The organism is Nostoc sp. LPT (assembly GCF_017115165.1).
In the GTDB taxonomy this organism is placed as follows: Bacteria; Cyanobacteriota; Cyanobacteriia; order Cyanobacteriales; family Nostocaceae; genus Nostoc.
In genome coordinates, this window is the sequence record NZ_JABXKF010000021.1 from 1 (window position 1) to 17,907 (window position 17,907).

The 17,907-nt window shown below is 42.2% G+C and carries 13 protein-coding genes and 1 pseudogene; 10 read left to right on the forward strand and 4 right to left on the reverse strand.

All coding sequences use genetic code 11. From position 1 onward, the window contains the following. From HWQ58_RS38320 to HWQ58_RS03920, 7 genes and pseudogenes are all read left to right on the forward strand, one after another. Positions 1-86, forward strand: a pseudogene (locus HWQ58_RS38320) (photosystem II protein D2); the annotation flags it as partial. A 778-nt stretch (positions 87-864) separates the two neighbouring features. Then, positions 865-1,146: a 4a-hydroxytetrahydrobiopterin dehydratase gene (locus HWQ58_RS03895; protein WP_292858001.1), complete on the forward strand. Its 282-nt coding sequence runs from the start codon at positions 865-867 to the stop codon at positions 1,144-1,146. A 491-nt stretch (positions 1,147-1,637) separates the two neighbouring features. Then, entirely contained in the window at positions 1,638-3,398 is a 1,761-nt protein-coding gene (locus tag HWQ58_RS03900) for an iron uptake porin (protein WP_292858004.1), read from the forward strand. Between the two features lie 387 nt (positions 3,399-3,785). Further along, positions 3,786-4,223 carry an Rrf2 family transcriptional regulator gene (locus tag HWQ58_RS03905; RefSeq protein ID WP_292858008.1) on the forward strand — a complete coding sequence of 146 codons (438 nt, stop codon included), beginning with the start codon at positions 3,786-3,788 and terminating at the stop codon, positions 4,221-4,223. A gap of 207 nt (positions 4,224-4,430) precedes the next feature. Further along, positions 4,431-5,393, forward strand: coding sequence for a cysteine synthase A (gene cysK, locus HWQ58_RS03910; RefSeq protein WP_292858011.1), 963 nt, complete (start codon positions 4,431-4,433; stop codon positions 5,391-5,393). Positions 5,394-5,408: 15 nt separating this feature from the next. Continuing rightward, positions 5,409-6,110 (forward strand): J domain-containing protein, encoded by a 702-nt coding sequence (locus tag HWQ58_RS03915; RefSeq protein ID WP_292858013.1) that lies wholly within the window; start codon positions 5,409-5,411, stop codon positions 6,108-6,110. 170 nt (positions 6,111-6,280) lie between these two features. Beyond that, positions 6,281-7,153, forward strand: a complete 873-nt coding sequence (locus tag HWQ58_RS03920; protein WP_292858016.1) for a 6-carboxytetrahydropterin synthase — start codon at positions 6,281-6,283, stop codon at positions 7,151-7,153. Positions 7,154-7,207: 54 nt separating this feature from the next. Here the strand turns inward: HWQ58_RS03920 and HWQ58_RS03925 are convergent, their stop codons facing one another. The 4 genes from HWQ58_RS03925 to HWQ58_RS03940 all read right to left on the reverse strand — a co-directional run bounded on the left by HWQ58_RS03925 (position 7,208) and on the right by HWQ58_RS03940 (position 11,539). Next, entirely contained in the window at positions 7,208-7,765 is a 558-nt protein-coding gene (locus HWQ58_RS03925) for a Uma2 family endonuclease (protein ID WP_292858019.1), read from the reverse strand. 9 nt (positions 7,766-7,774) lie between these two features. Further along, positions 7,775-8,767: a PrsW family intramembrane metalloprotease gene (locus tag HWQ58_RS03930; RefSeq protein ID WP_292858022.1), complete on the reverse strand. Its 993-nt coding sequence runs from the start codon at positions 8,765-8,767 to the stop codon at positions 7,775-7,777. Beyond that, entirely contained in the window at positions 8,760-9,683 is a 924-nt protein-coding gene (locus tag HWQ58_RS03935; RefSeq protein ID WP_292858025.1) for a class I SAM-dependent methyltransferase, read from the reverse strand. Before HWQ58_RS03935 ends, HWQ58_RS03930 begins: the two co-directional genes overlap by 8 nt. Positions 9,684-9,862: 179 nt before the next feature. Beyond that, entirely contained in the window at positions 9,863-11,539 is a 1,677-nt protein-coding gene (locus tag HWQ58_RS03940) for a DUF3352 domain-containing protein (protein ID WP_292858028.1), read from the reverse strand. Between the two features lie 1,092 nt (positions 11,540-12,631). Between HWQ58_RS03940 and HWQ58_RS03945 the strand changes: the two genes are divergently transcribed. From HWQ58_RS03945 to HWQ58_RS03955, 3 genes are all read left to right on the forward strand, one after another. After that, positions 12,632-15,253: a M1 family metallopeptidase gene (locus tag HWQ58_RS03945; RefSeq protein ID WP_292858031.1), complete on the forward strand. Its 2,622-nt coding sequence runs from the start codon at positions 12,632-12,634 to the stop codon at positions 15,251-15,253. A gap of 499 nt (positions 15,254-15,752) precedes the next feature. After that, complete coding sequence (locus HWQ58_RS03950) at positions 15,753-17,477, forward strand: AarF/ABC1/UbiB kinase family protein (RefSeq protein ID WP_292858034.1); 1,725 nt, start codon at positions 15,753-15,755, stop codon at positions 17,475-17,477. A gap of 29 nt (positions 17,478-17,506) precedes the next feature. After that, a complete protein-coding gene (locus tag HWQ58_RS03955) occupies positions 17,507-17,881 on the forward strand; it encodes a hypothetical protein (protein WP_104906063.1) in 375 nt (124 codons plus the stop codon). Positions 17,882-17,907: the final 26 nt, after the last annotated feature.

Here is a 17,907-nt window from a genome sequence, read left to right on the forward strand (position 1 = left end):
TCCGCGCTTGGATGGCTCCTCAAGATCAACCCCACGAACAATTTGTATTCCCTGAAGAAGTTCTACCTCGCGGTAACGCTCTCTAAGAATTCAAATTTGACCATGACCTAAATTAAAGTTGTGGTTGGCAGAAATTGACACACCCAGATTAAAATAATCTCCTTGTAATCAGCCAATAAAGTGTCAATTTTCAACATTCTCCAGTAATCTCCCATCAAATAGGTGGGAGATTTTTTATATATATGGTTAATATCTCTAAATTTATATGTTATATTATTTATAGGTTCTGAACCCAGAGTAAATGCTCTGCCCTTTTAAAACTAAGACCGCTTAGGCAATAAGGAGGTGATGCCCATGATAGAAAGTAGTAAATGCATGGGTCATCAGGTTGCAGTTAGCCGGCTGTGTGCCGGAGCTGTTCTCTAAAAGTTAGCCTTAGTCATCTTTGAGATACTAAGTTAGCTCAAGTAGCTAGGCAAGCTCGGAGTTCCTTCCGGCAGTCTGGTTGCAACCTGAAGACCCGCTAGACCGCCCTGAATTAGATCGCCCGATCTAGTTCAGGGCGGATAGTTTTTTATAGGTGATTTTTGTTTTATCAATAGTTATTTTTAAAAGATAGATAATGATCGCTGTCGTGGATAAAGACAACCTATTCAAGTTTTCTAAAAAGAATAAATATCTTACATTAAACCTTGGAATATGATCAAATGTGAGAAATAGCGTCTATATGCCAAGTCTGATTTAAATCTAGACATACGCATTGTGGCTTAATTTATCCTCCCATACTTTCTGTGTGCAGAATAAAAGGGGTTTGCCTTTGTCAGATGCAAAATGTAACAAATATATAAGTATGAATTTCTTGATATGGCACAACTACTCACCGAAGCAGAAATTCAAGAACAGGCAAAGGTTCTGTCAGATTGGACTGTTCAAGACTCCAAGTTGCAGATTACCCGCACATTCAAAGATTTTATTGAAGCAATTGAGTTTGTCAATAAGCTGGTTGAGCCGGCTGAGTCAGCCGGACATCATCCAGATATAGAGATTTCCTACAATAAAGTGAAGATTACACTTACAACACATGATGCAGGCGGATTGACGCAGCCAGACTTTGATGTAGCACAGGTGATTTCCCAGATCAACTAAGTGATTTCTTCTAACATCTTGCACCAGACGATAGGAAGTCACCGCGATATACGATTTGTATAGCCGAGCCAGTGTGTTCTAACTGGCGTGAAATTTATACTAGGGGTAATTGGAAGAAGCGATTTTTAATGGCAAACTGCTAAGTGTCTAAAGCTTTCAGCAATTTAGCCGGCATAAAGAGCGAATAACCCAAACCCTACTCCCTGCTTAGATATTTAGATAAGTATGTGTGACAGTTATCAAGGCGATCGCTCCAATCTTGCCATCTAGATCGGATGTTTTATAATGTTATGATATAAAGATATGTTTTTGCATAAGTTAATCACATAAGTTTTTAACCCAAAGTTAATCGTTTATTAGCTTTGCAAAAACTAAAATTGTAGTAGTGGCAACTATATCTCATCCACAGGTTTCAATGAGATGTCGCATTTTTGAGAATTTAGGTGCAACGAAACCAATTATCTAAACAAGGTGTGAGGAGTAAAGTTAAGATGTCTAATCTCTTGTGGAAATCCTTAGTGGTTAGCCCAGCAGTTTTGGGAGCAACATTGTTAGTTTCGGCAACAGTAATGGCAGCCCCAAACCCAACCACAGAAGTATCATCAGCCAAACAACTAGGTGTAACCGAAGTTGCCCAACAGCCAGAAATATTGGCTCAAACAACCATAGATCAAGTTAACCGCTACAGTAACGAAGGCAACCAAGGTAATTCTCAGTCTCAAGTAACATCGGTTTCTCAATTTTCCGACGTACAACCTACTGACTGGGCATTTCAAGCATTACAGTCCTTGGTTGAGCGCTATGGTTGTATTGCAGGTTATCCGAATTCCACTTATCGCGGTAATCGTGCTTTGACCCGTTATGAATTTGCTGCTGGTTTAAATGCCTGTTTGGATCGGGTTAACGAATTGATTGCCACAGCAACAGCTGACTTGGTAACTAAACAAGATTTAGCTACGTTGCAACGGTTGCAAGAAGAATTTTCCGCAGAATTGGCAACCCTACGCGGTCGCGTAGATTCCTTAGAAGCGCGGACTGCTGAATTAGAAGCAAATCAGTTCTCCACTACCACAAAACTAGTCGGTGAAGCCGTTTTTGCCGTTAGTGATATATTTGGAGGTAACACTGGTGACAACAACAATACTGTCTTCCAAGATCGGGTACGTTTAGACTTGCAAACCAGCTTCACTGGTAGAGACGTTTTACATACTCGTCTGGCAGCGGGTAATTCAACAGCCTTTACACAATTTAACGACGCTAATAATCCGATCGGTACTGCTGAAGGCACACAAACATATCAAGTTGGTATAGGCAATGGTAACAACAGTGTCAGAGTAGACCGCTTGAGTTATGAAGCTCCCATAGGCCCAGCCCAAGTTTACCTCGTAGCTAGTGGCGGACGGCATAGCCAGTATGCTGCTGTCAACAATCCTTACTTTTTTGACAATACTGACGACGGCGGTAACGGCGCTTTATCTACCTTTGCTTCTGAAAGTCCCATCTATCGGATTGGTGGCGGTGCCGGTATAGCGCTCAATCTCCCCCTTGGTAAAGGTGGCGGCATCCTGGGAAATAGCTCAATCACTGCGGGTTACTTGGCATCCCAAGCTAATAATCCTGGTTTTGGTATAAATGGTCAAGGTCTAGGTCTGACCAACGGTGACTATGCTGCTTTAGGACAGTTGAACTTTAGTGTTGGCGATCGCTTGGCTTTAGCTGCTACCTACGTCCACGGATATAGCGCAAGTGGTGCTTTATTTGACTCTGGTACAGACGGAGCAACTGGAGCCTTTGATGTAGGTACTGGACAAGCTAACTTTTTAGGTAATGCAGCAGGTCTTGCAGCAGGTGTAGCAACTCCATCTAGCAGCAACTCCTACGGTGTGTCAGCTGCGTTTAGACCCAGTGACAAACTGTCTATTAGTGGCTTCATCTCTTACCATGACGTAACTGGGGTAGGTGCAGGTGATGATTATGAAGCTTGGAGCTACGGTGTAGGGCTAGCCTTACCTGATTTCGGTAAAAAGGGTAACGTTTTAGGTCTTTTTGCTGGTGCAGAACCCTATTCCTTTAACCGTCCAGGTTTTGGCGGTGATAATGATATACCTTATCACTTTGAAGGCTTCTACAAGTATCGTGTGTCGGATAACATCTCTGTAACACCGGGTGTAATCTGGTTGACCTCTCCTGGTCAAAACAGAGGTAACGATGATGCTATTATCGGTACGCTCAGAACTACTTTCACCTTCTAGAGCATTGATTATCTACTGACAATTTTGAACTCCATTCCTCCCCGCCATCAGGCGGGGCTTTTTGTTTTCAGTAGTAACAATGGATAAACCCCAGTAGTTAACCGGAGTATACTAGAAAAGTTAGGAGTTATCAGTTATGGCGGGTTTGATATGAATAGACTAGAGTAATGCCCACTCTACAAGTGACTTACGCCGTGAGCAACTCTTTCTGAGCGAGCTTTTTTAGTAGAAGTTGGCGGTATAAAGCTACATATTGCGTAATATCTTAACTCTACCAATTTGAGATTTTGAATTTTAGATTTGAGATTGAAGGAAAAATCTCAAATCCAAATTGAATGACTCCTAATTCCTAACTCCTAATTTCTAACCCCTAACTTATTGCTGCTTGTGGAACTATCCTGTAAATCGGAATACGCAATTCTCGCCTTATTAGAGATGGCCGCTCATTACGAAAGCGGCGAACCGCTGCAAATTCGACAAATTGCAGCACAACAAAATATACCCGATCGCTATCTGGAACAGCTACTAGCAACCTTGAGGCGTGGCGGTATAGTTAAAAGTCAGCGTGGATCAAAAGGTGGCTATCTGTTAACGCGAGAACCCCGAAAAATCATCCTTTTTGAGATTTTGGAATGTTTAGAAGGCTTAGAGGCGCGGGCTGGTGAAGAAAACGTTAATTCCAAAAGCACAGACAGTTCAGTCATAGAAGAAATTTGGCAAGAAGCAAGTCGCGCGGCAAATTCCATCTTGCAGAAATATACGCTCCAGGATCTTTGTGAAAAACGAGATTCGCGGCGGCAATTAGATATCATGTACTACATTTAGTCAAGAGGGATTTGTCATTTTTTGATGACTAATGACCAATAGCTAATAACTAAATAATTAAGTAGGAAGACACAAATAAACTTAACTATATCAGTCAAGGGCAAAATAGCTAAAAACCTCTTGCCTCGTGCCCCCTGCCTCTTGCCTCCTGCCTTGTCCTAATTACAATTATTTATGTCACTCTACTTAATAATAAAGGACTAATTTATGCGAATAGCTCGTAACATTACAGAACTGGTTGGTCGTACGCCTCTAGTACAGTTGAACCGTATTCCTCAAACAGAAGGATGTGTTGCGGAAATTGTGGTGAAACTGGAAAGTATGAACCCATCGGCATCAGTCAAAGACCGGATTGGGGTAAGTATGATTAACGCTGCTGAAGAAGAGGGGCTAATTACTCCTGGGAAGACAGTATTGGTAGAACCCACTTCTGGAAACACCGGAATTGCCCTAGCAATGGCAGCAGCAGCTAAGTGTTATCGATTAATTTTGACAATGCCAGAGACGATGAGTGGAGAGCGTCGGGCAATGTTGCGTGCTTATGGAGCAGAACTGGAACTAACACCAGGAATGGAAGGCATGAGTGGGGCAATTCAACGAGCGCAGCAGATAGTTAATACTACACCAAATACCTATATGTTGCAGCAGTTCCGCAATCCAGCTAATCCAAAAGTGCATCGGGAAACTACGGCTCTTGAAATCTGGGAAGATACCGATGGACAAGTCGATATAATTGTAGCAGGAGTGGGTACAGGTGGTACGATCGCTGGTGTAGCAGAAGTGATTAAAGCACGCAAGCCTAACGCTAAGGCGATCGCTGTTGAACCAGCCAATAGCCCAGTTTTATCTGGGGGACGACCAGGCCCCCACAAAATCCAGGGAATTGGGGCTGGGTTTATTCCCCAAGTACTCAAGATAAAATTGATTGATGAAGTGATTACCGTCACCGATGAAGAAGCGATCGCTTATAGTCGGCGTTTGGCAAAAGAAGAAGGGCTACTATCTGGTATTTCCAGTGGAGCAGCTTTATGTGCAGCAATTCGCGTCGCCCAACGTCAAGAAAATAAGGGACGTTTAATTGTGATGATTCAGCCCAGTTTTGGTGAGAGGTATTTGAGTACACCGTTGTTCCAAGACCTGGAGGCAAGATTGGCCGCTAGCGTCAGTTAACGATACATTGAATTAATGGTCAATTCTAAGCACGTTTCTAACCATTACGAAACTCTCAAAGTTAGTCCAAGTGCCAGCCAAGCGGAGATTAAGCAAGCTTATCGCCGCTTGGTTAACTTGTTTCATCCTGACAGTAATCAGGAAACAGCCGATCACGAGCAAATTATTCGCATCAATGCAGCTTATGAGGTCTTAGGCGACAACCAAAATCGCCGCAATTATGACCAAGAACTGCAAGATGACTCCCAAAAATTAAATAGCGATCGCCAACAGCGTACAGCATCAGCCCAACAGCATTACCAGACAAGACGAAAAACTGGACGGGATGTTGACGAGCAAGTTGAAGAATGGCTGCGCCAAGTTTACCAACCAGTAAATCGCTTGCTTTGTACCGTTCTTTATTCGTTAGAAGAACAAATGGAGCAATTAGCTGCCGATCCCTTTGATGATGAGCTGTTAGATGAATTTCAGGAATACTTAAAAACCTGTCGAGATGACCTCAAGCAGGCACAAACTACTTTTCGCTCCCTGCCAAATCCCCCTAGTCTAGCAAGAACAGCGGCTCACCTTTACTACAGCCTCGATCAAGTAGCAGATGGACTCGATGAATTAGGTTATTTTCCTTTGAACTACGATGAGCGTTATTTACACACAGGTCATGAACTATTCCGTATAGCTACGAGATTGCACTGTGAAGCACAAGCGTCTGTTACATAGGTATTGGGCATTGGGCATTGGGCATGGGTCAATATCGCTGCATGTCAAATGACAAATGACAGATGATAAATGACAGATGACAAATGACAGATGACACATAACTTAGGAATTAGTTTATGCTGTAAACAGAAAAAGATTAAGAAATTTTAAATTCTGCTTATAGTGTACTCATGCCATGTATTGTTAATCGCCGCGCCCAGTTTGCAGCAAGTCATCGTTATTGGTTGCCAGAACTAAGTGAAGCCGAAAATATTGAGAAATTTGGTGCTGGTACTAGATTTCCGGGACACGGACATAACTATGTTTTATTCATCTCCCTAGCCGGGGAATTGGATGAATATGGTATGGTGCTGAACTTGTCTAATGTGAAACACGTAATTAAACGGGAAGTTACCAGTCAATTGGACTTCTCTTATCTCAACGATGTGTGGGCAGAATTTCAACAAACTCTGCCCACGACTGAGAATATTGCACGGATTATCTGGCAGCGGTTAGCACCTCATTTGCCTATAGTCCGCGTCCAGTTATTTGAACATCCTGAACTTTGGGCAGATTATATGGGAAACGCAATGGAAGCCTACCTCACCATCAGTACTCACTTTAGCGCCGCCCATCGGCTAGCTCACCCTAACCTCAGTAACGAAGAAAACAGTGAGATTTATGGTAAATGTGCTCGTCCCAACGGTCACGGACACAACTACCATTTAGAAGTCACTGTCAAAGGGAAAATTGACCCTCGTACTGGCATGATTATTGATTTAGGTGCCCTGAATAGAGTGGTAGAAGATTATGTGCTAGAGCCATTCGATCACACCTTTTTAAACAAAGATATTCCTTATTTTGCCGAAGTTGTGCCCACTGCTGAAAATATCGCATTTTATATTAGTAATTTACTGCGATCGCCTATTGAGGAATTGGGAGCTAAACTTTACAAAGTAAAACTGATTGAAAGTCCCAATAACTCCTGCGAAATTTACTGTACGGACTCTGAATCTGATTCAGTCAGCGCAACTGTGAATCAGCCAGTACTAGCACGAGTTTAGCTAATTGAAAATTAGGCATAGGACATAGGAAATTTGTATCATGCCCATGTCCAGCTAGAAAAGTTTACTTACTAAGCAATTAAAACCTGGTAGCAAAGGACTTGTCAGTTCATCTTGACTAAATAAAGTAGCTGCTAACTTTAATGCAGCCTGTTCGCGTCGATAAACCTCAACTTTCTTCTGTATAGAATCGCAAATCCAATATTCCTGAACCCCTTGCACTGAGTACAGCTTTAGCTTTGTTTCCTTATCGCGTTTCTCGTTTTTTTCGCCGGGTGACAAAACCTCTACTACTAATTCTGGTGCGCCCGTGAGGTGTCCAGATTCATCTAGCAAGTATTTTAAGCGTTCATGACTTGCCCATACCACATCAGGGATCACATTGTCAGAATCTGAGAAAATAATTCCCGGTGCGATCGCAGCCTTACCTAAATCAGTTTCATCTGACCAATTGTTAAGAACTGTAACAATATTGCCACAACTTGATTGATGATCCCAACTAGGTGATCTGGTCACAAATAGCTCTCCATCAATAATCTCATAGCGATTTCTGTGATCGCCAGCAAATAGCTCTAGGTCAGCAGTCGTCCAACGCACTGGAGTTGTTTGCATAGAAACCCCCTAGCTTTTTCTTAAATGATACTTTTGAAAATACTGACGGCGGGCGGAATGTCGCAAATAGTGATAAATGCCCCACGCTAAAACTCCGAAAAAGAGATTTAGTAAAAAGCGACTAACTATAAACGACAAAATATCAGTGTCAAAAAGCTTCGACGGACTCAAAGGACTAACAGTCCTGACTAAGAGAAACAGCCCGAAAATAGCATTTCCACCTAGCACGAGGGCAAACAACACTAAACTCCTCTGCCAGTAACGGCGCTGGGGTGTACGGCCTGAAATCATGGTAATTACAGGTTTACCTTGCACTTTTCGCAGTAATTGTTCCAGTCGCCAAAACATCCACAACAAAAACGGGAATAAACCATAACTCAGGAAACGTAGGGGTAATGAGTAACCCCAAGCACTAGATAAAATATTAACTAAAGCATGACAGATTACAGAATTTAGCCAAGCCCTAAAAATAAACTTATTGTCTCTATTTAAGCGATTTTTAGAGGAAATATAGATTCCTAAAGCATATCCCCAAGGTGCAGAGAACATAGCATGGACTGGCGTGCCGATAGTACGTTCAAAAATTGATGCTGTACCGTGGAAAAGGTAAATCCAGTTCTCTTCGGCAGTAAATCCAAGGGCAACGGCTATGGTGAACAGGAAAACCGTAGAGTGAAGTAATCGATACTTGCGTCGCAGATAGTAGGTTGGGACAACAACCGCAGCCAACTTGCAGCCTTCTTCTATTGGGCCTATTTCCACAAGCTGCCGCAAGGCTGTACCAAGAAGAGATTGCTTAATCTGATGCCAGTCTACAAAAGAGTTCGCTACAATTTCAAAATTCCATTCGAGTCTAAGGGCTAAAAAACCAGATATTGCCCCAATGATAAAGAACATCAGTAACTTTAACAAAGGTGGGGCAAATGGCACTCGATAGTAGTAGTAGGCTAGTAGCAGCAAGGGTGGTATTGCTGCCCACAACACTAGAAAGAAATCAACCACTCACCTGAGCGATCGCTGTACGGTGACGGTGGGTATTGTTGGTAATAGTCGGAGTTTGGAAACCCGCCTCAACAATAGCCTGCTCAATGTCTAAAGCAAAATATTCATCTAAATAAGGTTCAGTACTTTTGAGCAAAGTCAAAATGTAGGCTGGCATTTTCTTGTAAACTTCAGATTTGGGATTCATATCCATGATTGCCAAGTAGCCACCCGGACGCAGCACGCGCCGTACTTCAGCTAAAATCTGTCGGGTTGCTGATTGGGGTAATTCGTGGCACATCAAAAAAATGGAAACTAAATCAAACGAGGCATCAGGTAGCCCGGTAGATTCCGCTTGGGCATGAAGCCAATTAATTTTAGCTTGACGTTGCCCAGCGCGGTAATTGGCAACAGCTAAAAAGTAAGGAGATAAGTCTAAGCCTGTAATTTTGGCATGGGGATAAACTGCTTGTAGGGCAAAACTACTCAGGCCAACACTACACCCTACATCTAAAATGTCTTGCGGCTCATTGTGGATTTGACTTTTCAGGATATTGTGGTAACTTTGGCGCAGCATAGGATCGCCTTGCGCTTCTTTAGCGCCCTGCCAAATCTTGGCGTGGACAGCGTAAGCAGCAGGTTCTACCTCAAAAGCGGCTTGCCAACTGAGATTTCCGGTTTCGTAGGCATGGAATGAGGTGACGTAGTATTCTGGGTAGGAAAGCTGAGGATTTTCTACTTGAGCTAGATCGGTCTTCCAATCACGCGCTTGTAGTGTTTCGACTTCTTGCGTCCAAGGCACACCAATTCTCTCAGCACGTTTAATCATCATTTGTCTAGCTTGATGCTTGGCTAGGTTAGCTAAAGGCTGGATTGCCAGTATGCCATTTACCAAACGGGAAGCTAAACCAGGATTAGTGTTTACAGCAGCGGTCATAAATCAGTTTGCATTTAACAGCTTTTTCTACTTATGACATAGTTGCTAGAGGCCAGTCTAGATGCAAATTGAAAAACATTCTGGGGAATAGGGAGATGAAGGAGCAGGGGAGCAGGGGAGAAGTTGCAGTAAGTTTTTCCCTCTACGCCTTTGCACCTCTGCCTCTTCTGCCCCATCCCCTACTTTGCAGCAGGCTTGAGAGCTAACAACACCTCTAATTCACTGGTGGATTTATTGGGGCTAATAGCGGTAAAACCAAGACCACGAATGGAATTTAGGATGGTGATGGTATCGGCGTTAGATGATACAAAACTATTGATCAGGGGCACAGTTTTAGTTTTATCCATATCTAGGTAGAAATAGCCGCCGTTGGGCTTTTGCAAAGAACCAGTCACGGCTTTGAAAGCGTCGCTAGTGTCGAGAGATGAATTCTTGCGATCGCTAACTGCGTCAGCAATTGGCCCACCAAGAGCTATAAATACAGTATCTTGATCTAGCCAACCATGTGCCAATAAAGCTCCTTGTCGGGGAATTTGCCATTCAGTTACATCTTTACCACCAATATTTCTATTGGCGACGTTGATTTGTTGGGTTTTGGCAAGGGTATCCAATTTTGTTAAGGTGGCTTCGGCAGTTTTGCGATCGCTAGTATCAAATACTAAAGCACCTCCAAAACCAACACTCGCTAATACCCCTTGATTTGATGGAATCGCACCAAAGGCAAATTCCCCATTCATCCAGCCAAAAATATCCTTATCTAAGTCTAGATTGGCAAATTTCAGTTGTCCTCGCGCTTGTTCTAGAGCTTGTTTCATTTCTGGATAATCTTTTGACTGCTCTACCAGCACTTCCCAACCACGGCTAATGCCATTTCCGCTAATCAGAGCAAAGGTATCAGCAGGAAATTGCCCGACTATATTCCCAGGACTTGATTGATACTGAAATTTATTTAATTGCGGATCTAAATTAGCTATCGCTTTTACCCGCACTCCCGCATCATCAACACCAACACCCGCTACCACAGATTTTATCTGCTTCAGTTGTGTCAGGGTTTGTGGGGGTAACTGCTTTGCCTGCGGATTTCCAGCGGTTAATTGCTGTATCATCCCGGCATAGTCTGGTACATAAATTTGGGCGAGGCTGTTTCTAACATCCACTCCTTTAAGAATGCTGCTAGCACCTTCTTTACTGGCAAAAGAAGACTGTCCCTTAAACGTATCAATTGCTTTTTCTACAGCTTGCTTTTCGGGGGCTAATACCAACTGACTATCATTTAAAACTACGCTATACGTCGGCTTGCCATTTTGTGTAGTTTCGACAATTTTTTGACCTTGATAGTCAGATTCCTGTAATTTCACTCCTTTTTGTGACTTCAATTTGTTAGCAAAATTCAAGGCGCTGAGTTTGTCCTTGATTCCCACCACTATCAGGATATTGGATTCCTGCTGTAAATTTGTTGGTACATTAGTTGTCCCAGAGGGTACCTTTAACTGTGCTGGTTTGACAGGATTTGGTGGCAATACAGCAATCATCACACCATCAGCCCAAGGCTTTATGTCTTTTTCATAAGAAACGTTACTGTCACTGAACATTTGCTGATTGAAATCTTCCAGACCTTTCGCCACTAACTTTTGTGCTTCTGGAGTGCCAAACTGCTGTAATTTTGCCCAGGCTTGAGAGTCAGTAGTAATATAAGTTGCCATCAGTGCTGTTGAAGGAACTACTTTAGCACTGCCTAGAGCGTCCGAACTACCTCCTGATGGGCCTTTAAAGTACGTATAAGCAGCTATACTTCCGGCGACAACGACAGCAGCACCAACAGCAGGAATGAGAAATTTTGATTTACTTTCAGGCATTTTGTTATCCTCTTTTGCTCAGATTGTCACCGAGATTTATACAAGTGTCACTGTAGAGTTTTCGGATTTATTAGTAATTTCCGCTAATCCATCGCTACTGGAGTTTAGACTAACCCATGAATAAAAGATTTAGCAGCACACTCGTTGACAAACTGCACATCTACCTCCTCCTTGCTGAAAATTGTTGCTTTTGATATGCATCATTAATTTAATCTTAATAAGAAAAATTCTCAATTAGAGGTGATATTCAATCAGCAAATATCCAACTTCAAAGTGATTTTTCACTACAAATGGTGTTTCTGCAAATTAAATACATAGCAATCCTATCTGATTTGTAAAAATTGCAAGGCTAAGATTCCTGACTTCTCTAAAAAGTTGGGAATCTTGTTGTTTACGAATGATTTAGGATTGCTATAGCACTTGGATCTCGTAGTCCATCTATGCAGCAAACAAGCTAGCGATTGCCGATTTGTCAAAAGAGTTAAGAGGATTTGGGAAGCGCAACGTCAATCTACAAGCGTAACCTGCGATCAACTTTTACGGTCACTCGCCATTATGGGAGTTTTTACGGAGACAGAAATCTGTTATTGTACTCTCACACAACTGGTATGCTGCATTTAGTTTCAACTCCAGTTAGTATTTACTGATAAAATTAGTAATCTTACAAATTGGCGGTCTAAAATTACTCTCAAAAATACTTCAACCAGATGAGGGGCGAATCTGCAAATAATATGCTGTTCATCTTAAACAAAAGAACGTGTTCAGCAGCAAGCTATCCTAAAGTTATAAAAATAATTAGGAGTATTTGTACTTAATGAGAATCTATCGAGGTGCAAGAGACTCTTGACTCAATGCTAAAAAAGTGCAAAACATCAGAAAAAGTAAATGCGGGAGGGATATGGAAAAAACCCAAGGATCGGTAGCCGATCTGCGGAAGTTCGGGTGAGATTAATTTTAATCTCCTAATCCCAAAGGGAAGTTCTCACCTCCATAATGCCCTGTTGATTTGGAAAATACATCAAACACCGCTATTTTTCTTAACTACATCCAACCAAGCCAGACTTTTCAGGATTACAAGGTCAGTAAGCATCAATGTCGCAGTCTTTTTTTGATACAGATAATAACGGACACAAACCTTTTGAGTTACCGGGAGCAAGACCACACTATAACCCCGATCGCCCCGGACAGGTAGAGCATATTTTCCTCGATCTTAGCTTGGATATTCCCAAGCAAAGCTATCAAGGCAGTTGTAGCATTCGCCTCTTGCCAATCCGTAATGGTATTGATCGTTTGACTTTGGATGCTGTCAACCTAAATATCGAGTCTGTGCAGGTGGACGAAGTGCCACAAAATTTTGACTATAACGGGGAACAGCTTTCCATCCAACTTTCTCAGGCAACCCAGATTGGTCAACCCTTGCTGATTGCGATCGCTTACTCGGTAACAAAACCGCAACGCGGTATTTATTTTATTCAACCAGATAAGCACTACCCAAACAAACCTACTCAAGTTTGGACTCAGGGAGAAGACGAAGACTCTCGCTTTTGGTTCCCCTGCTTTGACTATCCAGGACAACTGTCTATTTCGGAAATTCGTGTCCGCGTTCCCAACCCTCTCGTGGCGATTTCCAATGGCGAATTAATTGACACCACAGAAGATGGTGATTACAAAATCTACCATTGGTCACAGCAACAAGTTCATCCTACCTACTTGATGACTTTGGCAATAGGTGACTTTGCCGAAATTCAGGATGAATGGAATGGTAAACCAGTTACCTACTACGTAGAAAAGGGACGGGAGGAAGATGCTAAACGCAGCATGGGCAAAACTCCCCGCATGATCGAATTTTTGAGCCAAAAGTATGGTTATCCATATCCTTTTCCGAAATATGCCCAAGTTTGCGTTGATGACTTCATCTTTGGCGGTATGGAAAATACCTCCACAACACTGTTAACAGACAGATGTTTACTGGATGAACGCGCTGCCTTAGATAACCGTAACACTGAAGCTTTAGTCGTTCACGAACTCGCGCACCAGTGGTTTGGCGATTTGGTGGTGATTAAGCATTGGTCTCATGCTTGGATTAAAGAAGGGATGGCTTCTTACTCTGAGGTGATGTGGACAGAACAGGAATATAGTCTAGAAGAAGCAGCTTACTATCGTTTATTGGAAGCTCGTCGTTACTTAAGTGAAGATAGCAGCCGTTATCGCCGTCCAATGGTAACGCACGTTTACCGAGAAGCTATTGAACTTTACGATCGCCACATCTACGAAAAAGGATCTTGTGTTTATCACATGATTCGGGCCCAATTGGGAGATGAGTTGTTTTGGCAGGCAATCCAAACATTTGTCCAAGATAATGCTCATAAAACCGTAGAAACAGTAGACTTACTTAGGGCGATTGAAAAGGCAACCGGACGTAATCTTTTGTTCCTCTTTGACCAATACGTTTATCGTGGTGGTCATCCCGATTTTAAAGTAGCTTACTCTTGGGATGGGGATACTAATTTAGCAAAAATTACAGTAATTCAAACCCAAGCTGCTGAAGGTACAAATGGCAGTAAGGATTTGTTTGATTTAAAAATAGCTATTGGTTTTGGCTACACCCAACAGGAAGAAGTCAGGAGTAATGGAAAACTCAGCACTTCATTCTCAGCACTCAAAACTTTCACCGTTCGGGTAAATGAACGCGAACAAAGCTTCTACTTTCCCCTAGAGAATAAGCCGCAATTTATCAACTTTGATGTTGGAAATAATTACTTAAAAACAGTTGCATTGGAATATCCAATCGCAGAGTTAAAAGCACAGTTAGAATTTGATCCCGACCCGATTTCGCGTAGTTATGCAGCAGCAGCTTTGGCGAAAAAAGGTGGGCTAGAAGCTATCATTGCACTGTCTGCATCGCTAAAAAATGACCCATTGTGGGGTGTGCGTGTGGAAGTGGCAAAACAACTAGCCCAAATCAATTTAGATCAAGCCTTTGATGGCTTAATTGCTGGGTTAAAAGATAAAAATGCTTATGTGCGACGAGCTGTAGTGGAAGCACTTACTCAATTCAAAACTGCTGAAAGCTATAAAGCTGTGAGAGGGTTAGTGCAAAAGGGCGATCCCAGTTATTATGTGGAAGCAGCAGCTTCTCGTGTTATCGGGGCGATCGCATCGGCAAACTCGGAAGAAAAACCCAAGGAAGACAAAGTATTAAAGCTGCTGAAATCCGTTTTAGAAGAAAAAGCAGGTTGGAATGAAGTCGTGCGGAGTGGGGCAGTTGCTGGTTTAGCTGAATTCAAAACTTCGGAAGCAGCTTTAAATCTACTGATCGAATACACCAAACTTGGTGTAGCACAACCACTACGTTTAGCCACAATTCGCGCTTTAGGAAAGATTTCTGTAGGTCAAAGTCCGGCTAATTTGGAACGGATTTTAGAAAAATTAACAGAACTAGCTAAAGAAACCTTCTTTTTAACTCAAGTAGCCGTAGCCGCAGCATTAGGACAAATGGAAACACCCAAAGCAGTAGGGATTTTACGATCGCTAGTTGACCAAACAGCCGATGGGCGTGTACGTCGCTATGCTGAAGAAGAAATTTCCAAGGTACAAAAGAACATTGGTTCAGAACAAACCCTGCGTCAACTGCGTGAAGATTTCGACCAACTCAAACAACAAAACCAGGAATTGAGAAGCCGTTTAGAAAACTTGGAGGCCAAATCTAAATAGCACTACATGACAATTAAAAGCAGGTAATTGGTAATTGTGGCAAAGCTATTAACAATTACCAAGGTTTTAGTTGATACTGTAATTTTATTGTGGACACATAAAATATTTGATTTTCCACTTAAATCACAGGTATAAATAAACATAGTACCAAGATCCCCGACTTCTAAGAGAATTCGGGGATCTTTATATTGTAAGCGGTTACTGAGTTTCAATTTGCATATATAGATACATGTTTATATTTATATAAATTAAAGTTAAGAAAAGATAAAATCATCTAAAAGTTGGATAAGTAGTTGTAGTTTTATAAAGTATAATTAAGAAAAAGATAAACAAATCTAGGCAGTAACAGATGCTAAAATCGCCTCGAACACTATCTCCAAAGGGTAAGTTCTAGTTGTTTTAGATAAAAGACTACCGCTATTCTGAATTTGCAACTAAGTTGTGAGTCAGGAGAAAAATAATCATTGTAAATTTTTCAGTTGAAGAGGCAAAAAAAGGCGTGGGTCAGTATCAACCTGCTCAACTAAAACTCTATAATCCAGATGCGATCGCTCGCTACTATAGTTACCGTCCCTGGTTAGCCTGGGGACGACTGCTGAGAATTATCTCCTCCTTTGTAGGATTTATATTCAGTCTGAAGTGGGACGAGTGGCAAGATCGAGTTGAGCAGAACAAGGGTAAACGAGCTATCCAGTTGCGAGAGATGCTCACTCGCCTCGGCCCGACTTTTATTAAAGTTGGTCAAGCCCTCTCCACCAGACCTGACCTGATACGCAAAGATTTTCTAGAAGAACTGATCAAGTTACAAGACCAGTTACCACCTTTCGATAATGCGATCGCTTACCAGATTATTGAAAGTGAACTAGACCGTCCTATTAGCGAATGCTTTAGCGAACTGTCACCTAACCCAGTCGCTGCTGCTAGCTTGGGTCAAGTATATCGGGGTCGGCTGGTTAGCGGTGAAGAAGTCGCCGTAAAAGTGCAACGCCCCAACTTACATCCGGTAATTACACGCGACCTATACCTAATGCGTTGGGCAGCAGGTTGGCTAGCTCCTTGGTTGCCTTTAAATCTCGGTCACGACCTAACTTTAATAGTGGACGAGTTTGGCATAAAATTATTTGAAGAAATTGACTATATTAATGAAGGTCGCAACGCTGAGAAATTTGCTAGTAACTTCCGCAACGACCTACAAGTAAAAGTTCCAGGTATTTACTGGCGTTATACCAATACCCACGTTTTAACCCTAGAATGGATTGACGGCTTTAAGCTGACAGATACTCAACACATCCGCGCAGCAGGTTTAGACCCAGAAGCGATCATCCAAATTGGCGTTACATCAGGATTGCAACAACTTTTAGAATATGGCTTCTTCCATGCTGACCCTCATCCCGGCAATTTGTTTGCTGTAACCGATGGTCGTATGGCTTATATTGACTTCGGCATGATGGATCAGTTGGAAGAAAGCACCAAAGAAACACTGGTAGATGCGCTAGTGCATTTGGTGAATAAAGACTATACCGACTTAGCCGAAGACTTTGTAAAATTAGGGTTTCTGACTCCAGATACGAATATTTGTCCGATAGTGCCAGCATTAGAAGCAGTGCTAGGGAACGCTATTGGCAAAAATGTCAAGGATTTTAACTTCAAAACTATTACCGATGAGTTTTCGGAACTGATGTACGAATATCCTTTCCGAGTTCCGGCAAAGTTTGCTTTGATTATTCGTTCCCTAGTTACTCAAGAAGGTATTGCCCTTAGCCTCAACCCGAATTTCAAAATTGTTGAAGTGGGTTATCCCTATATAGCGCGGCGGTTGCTGACAGGGGAATCGCCGGCATTACGGCGACGATTATTGAATGTGTTGTTCAAAGATGGTAAATTTCAGTGGCAGCGGTTAGAAAATTTGATTGCGATCGCTCGTACCGATAACAACTTTGATGTATTGCCCACAGCGCAGATGGGGTTCCAATACTTAATGTCCGAAGAAGGCAAGTTTCTCCGGCGACAGTTGGTGCTTGCTCTTACCGAAGATGACCGCCTGCATACCGAAGATGTCCAACGCCTGTGGAACCTGGTTAAAGATGACTTAAAACCGGATCGTTTATTAAATGTAGCGATCGGGATTTTAACACAATTATCCAGAGAAGGTGCAGCCGCTATCCTCCCAAAAGCGACATTACTTGGGTCTTTTGCTGAGAACCAGTCAACAAATAAAAAGTAAAAAATCTTTAATAGAAATTAGGAGTTTTCATGTACTATTTTCCTCTGCAACCGCCTTATTTTCTTTTACTTGTTGGCTTTTTGACTGCATTAACATCTGGTTTGGCATTATCTGGCACTTTGAAAGTAATTGTGCAGAACTGGCCAAGCGAACGAGCAGAAAATACTCAGCCACGTTCCTCACTGAAACAATTACTTGTACCATTTATCGGTATAACAGGCGGTACTTGTCTATTTATGTCTTCAGGTTTAGAGATATTTGGCTTTCCCTCATCCTTGGCTTTAGGAGTCGGTCTACCAATTAGTCTGTTTACTTGTTTGCTAGTTTGGTTGCAGTTGGGAAGTATGATGACCTTTATAGAACGCGAAGGTATGCAATCTTTAGATTTAGATTCTTTTTCTTAGGAAAGAGTAGGAAATTAATAATTTAA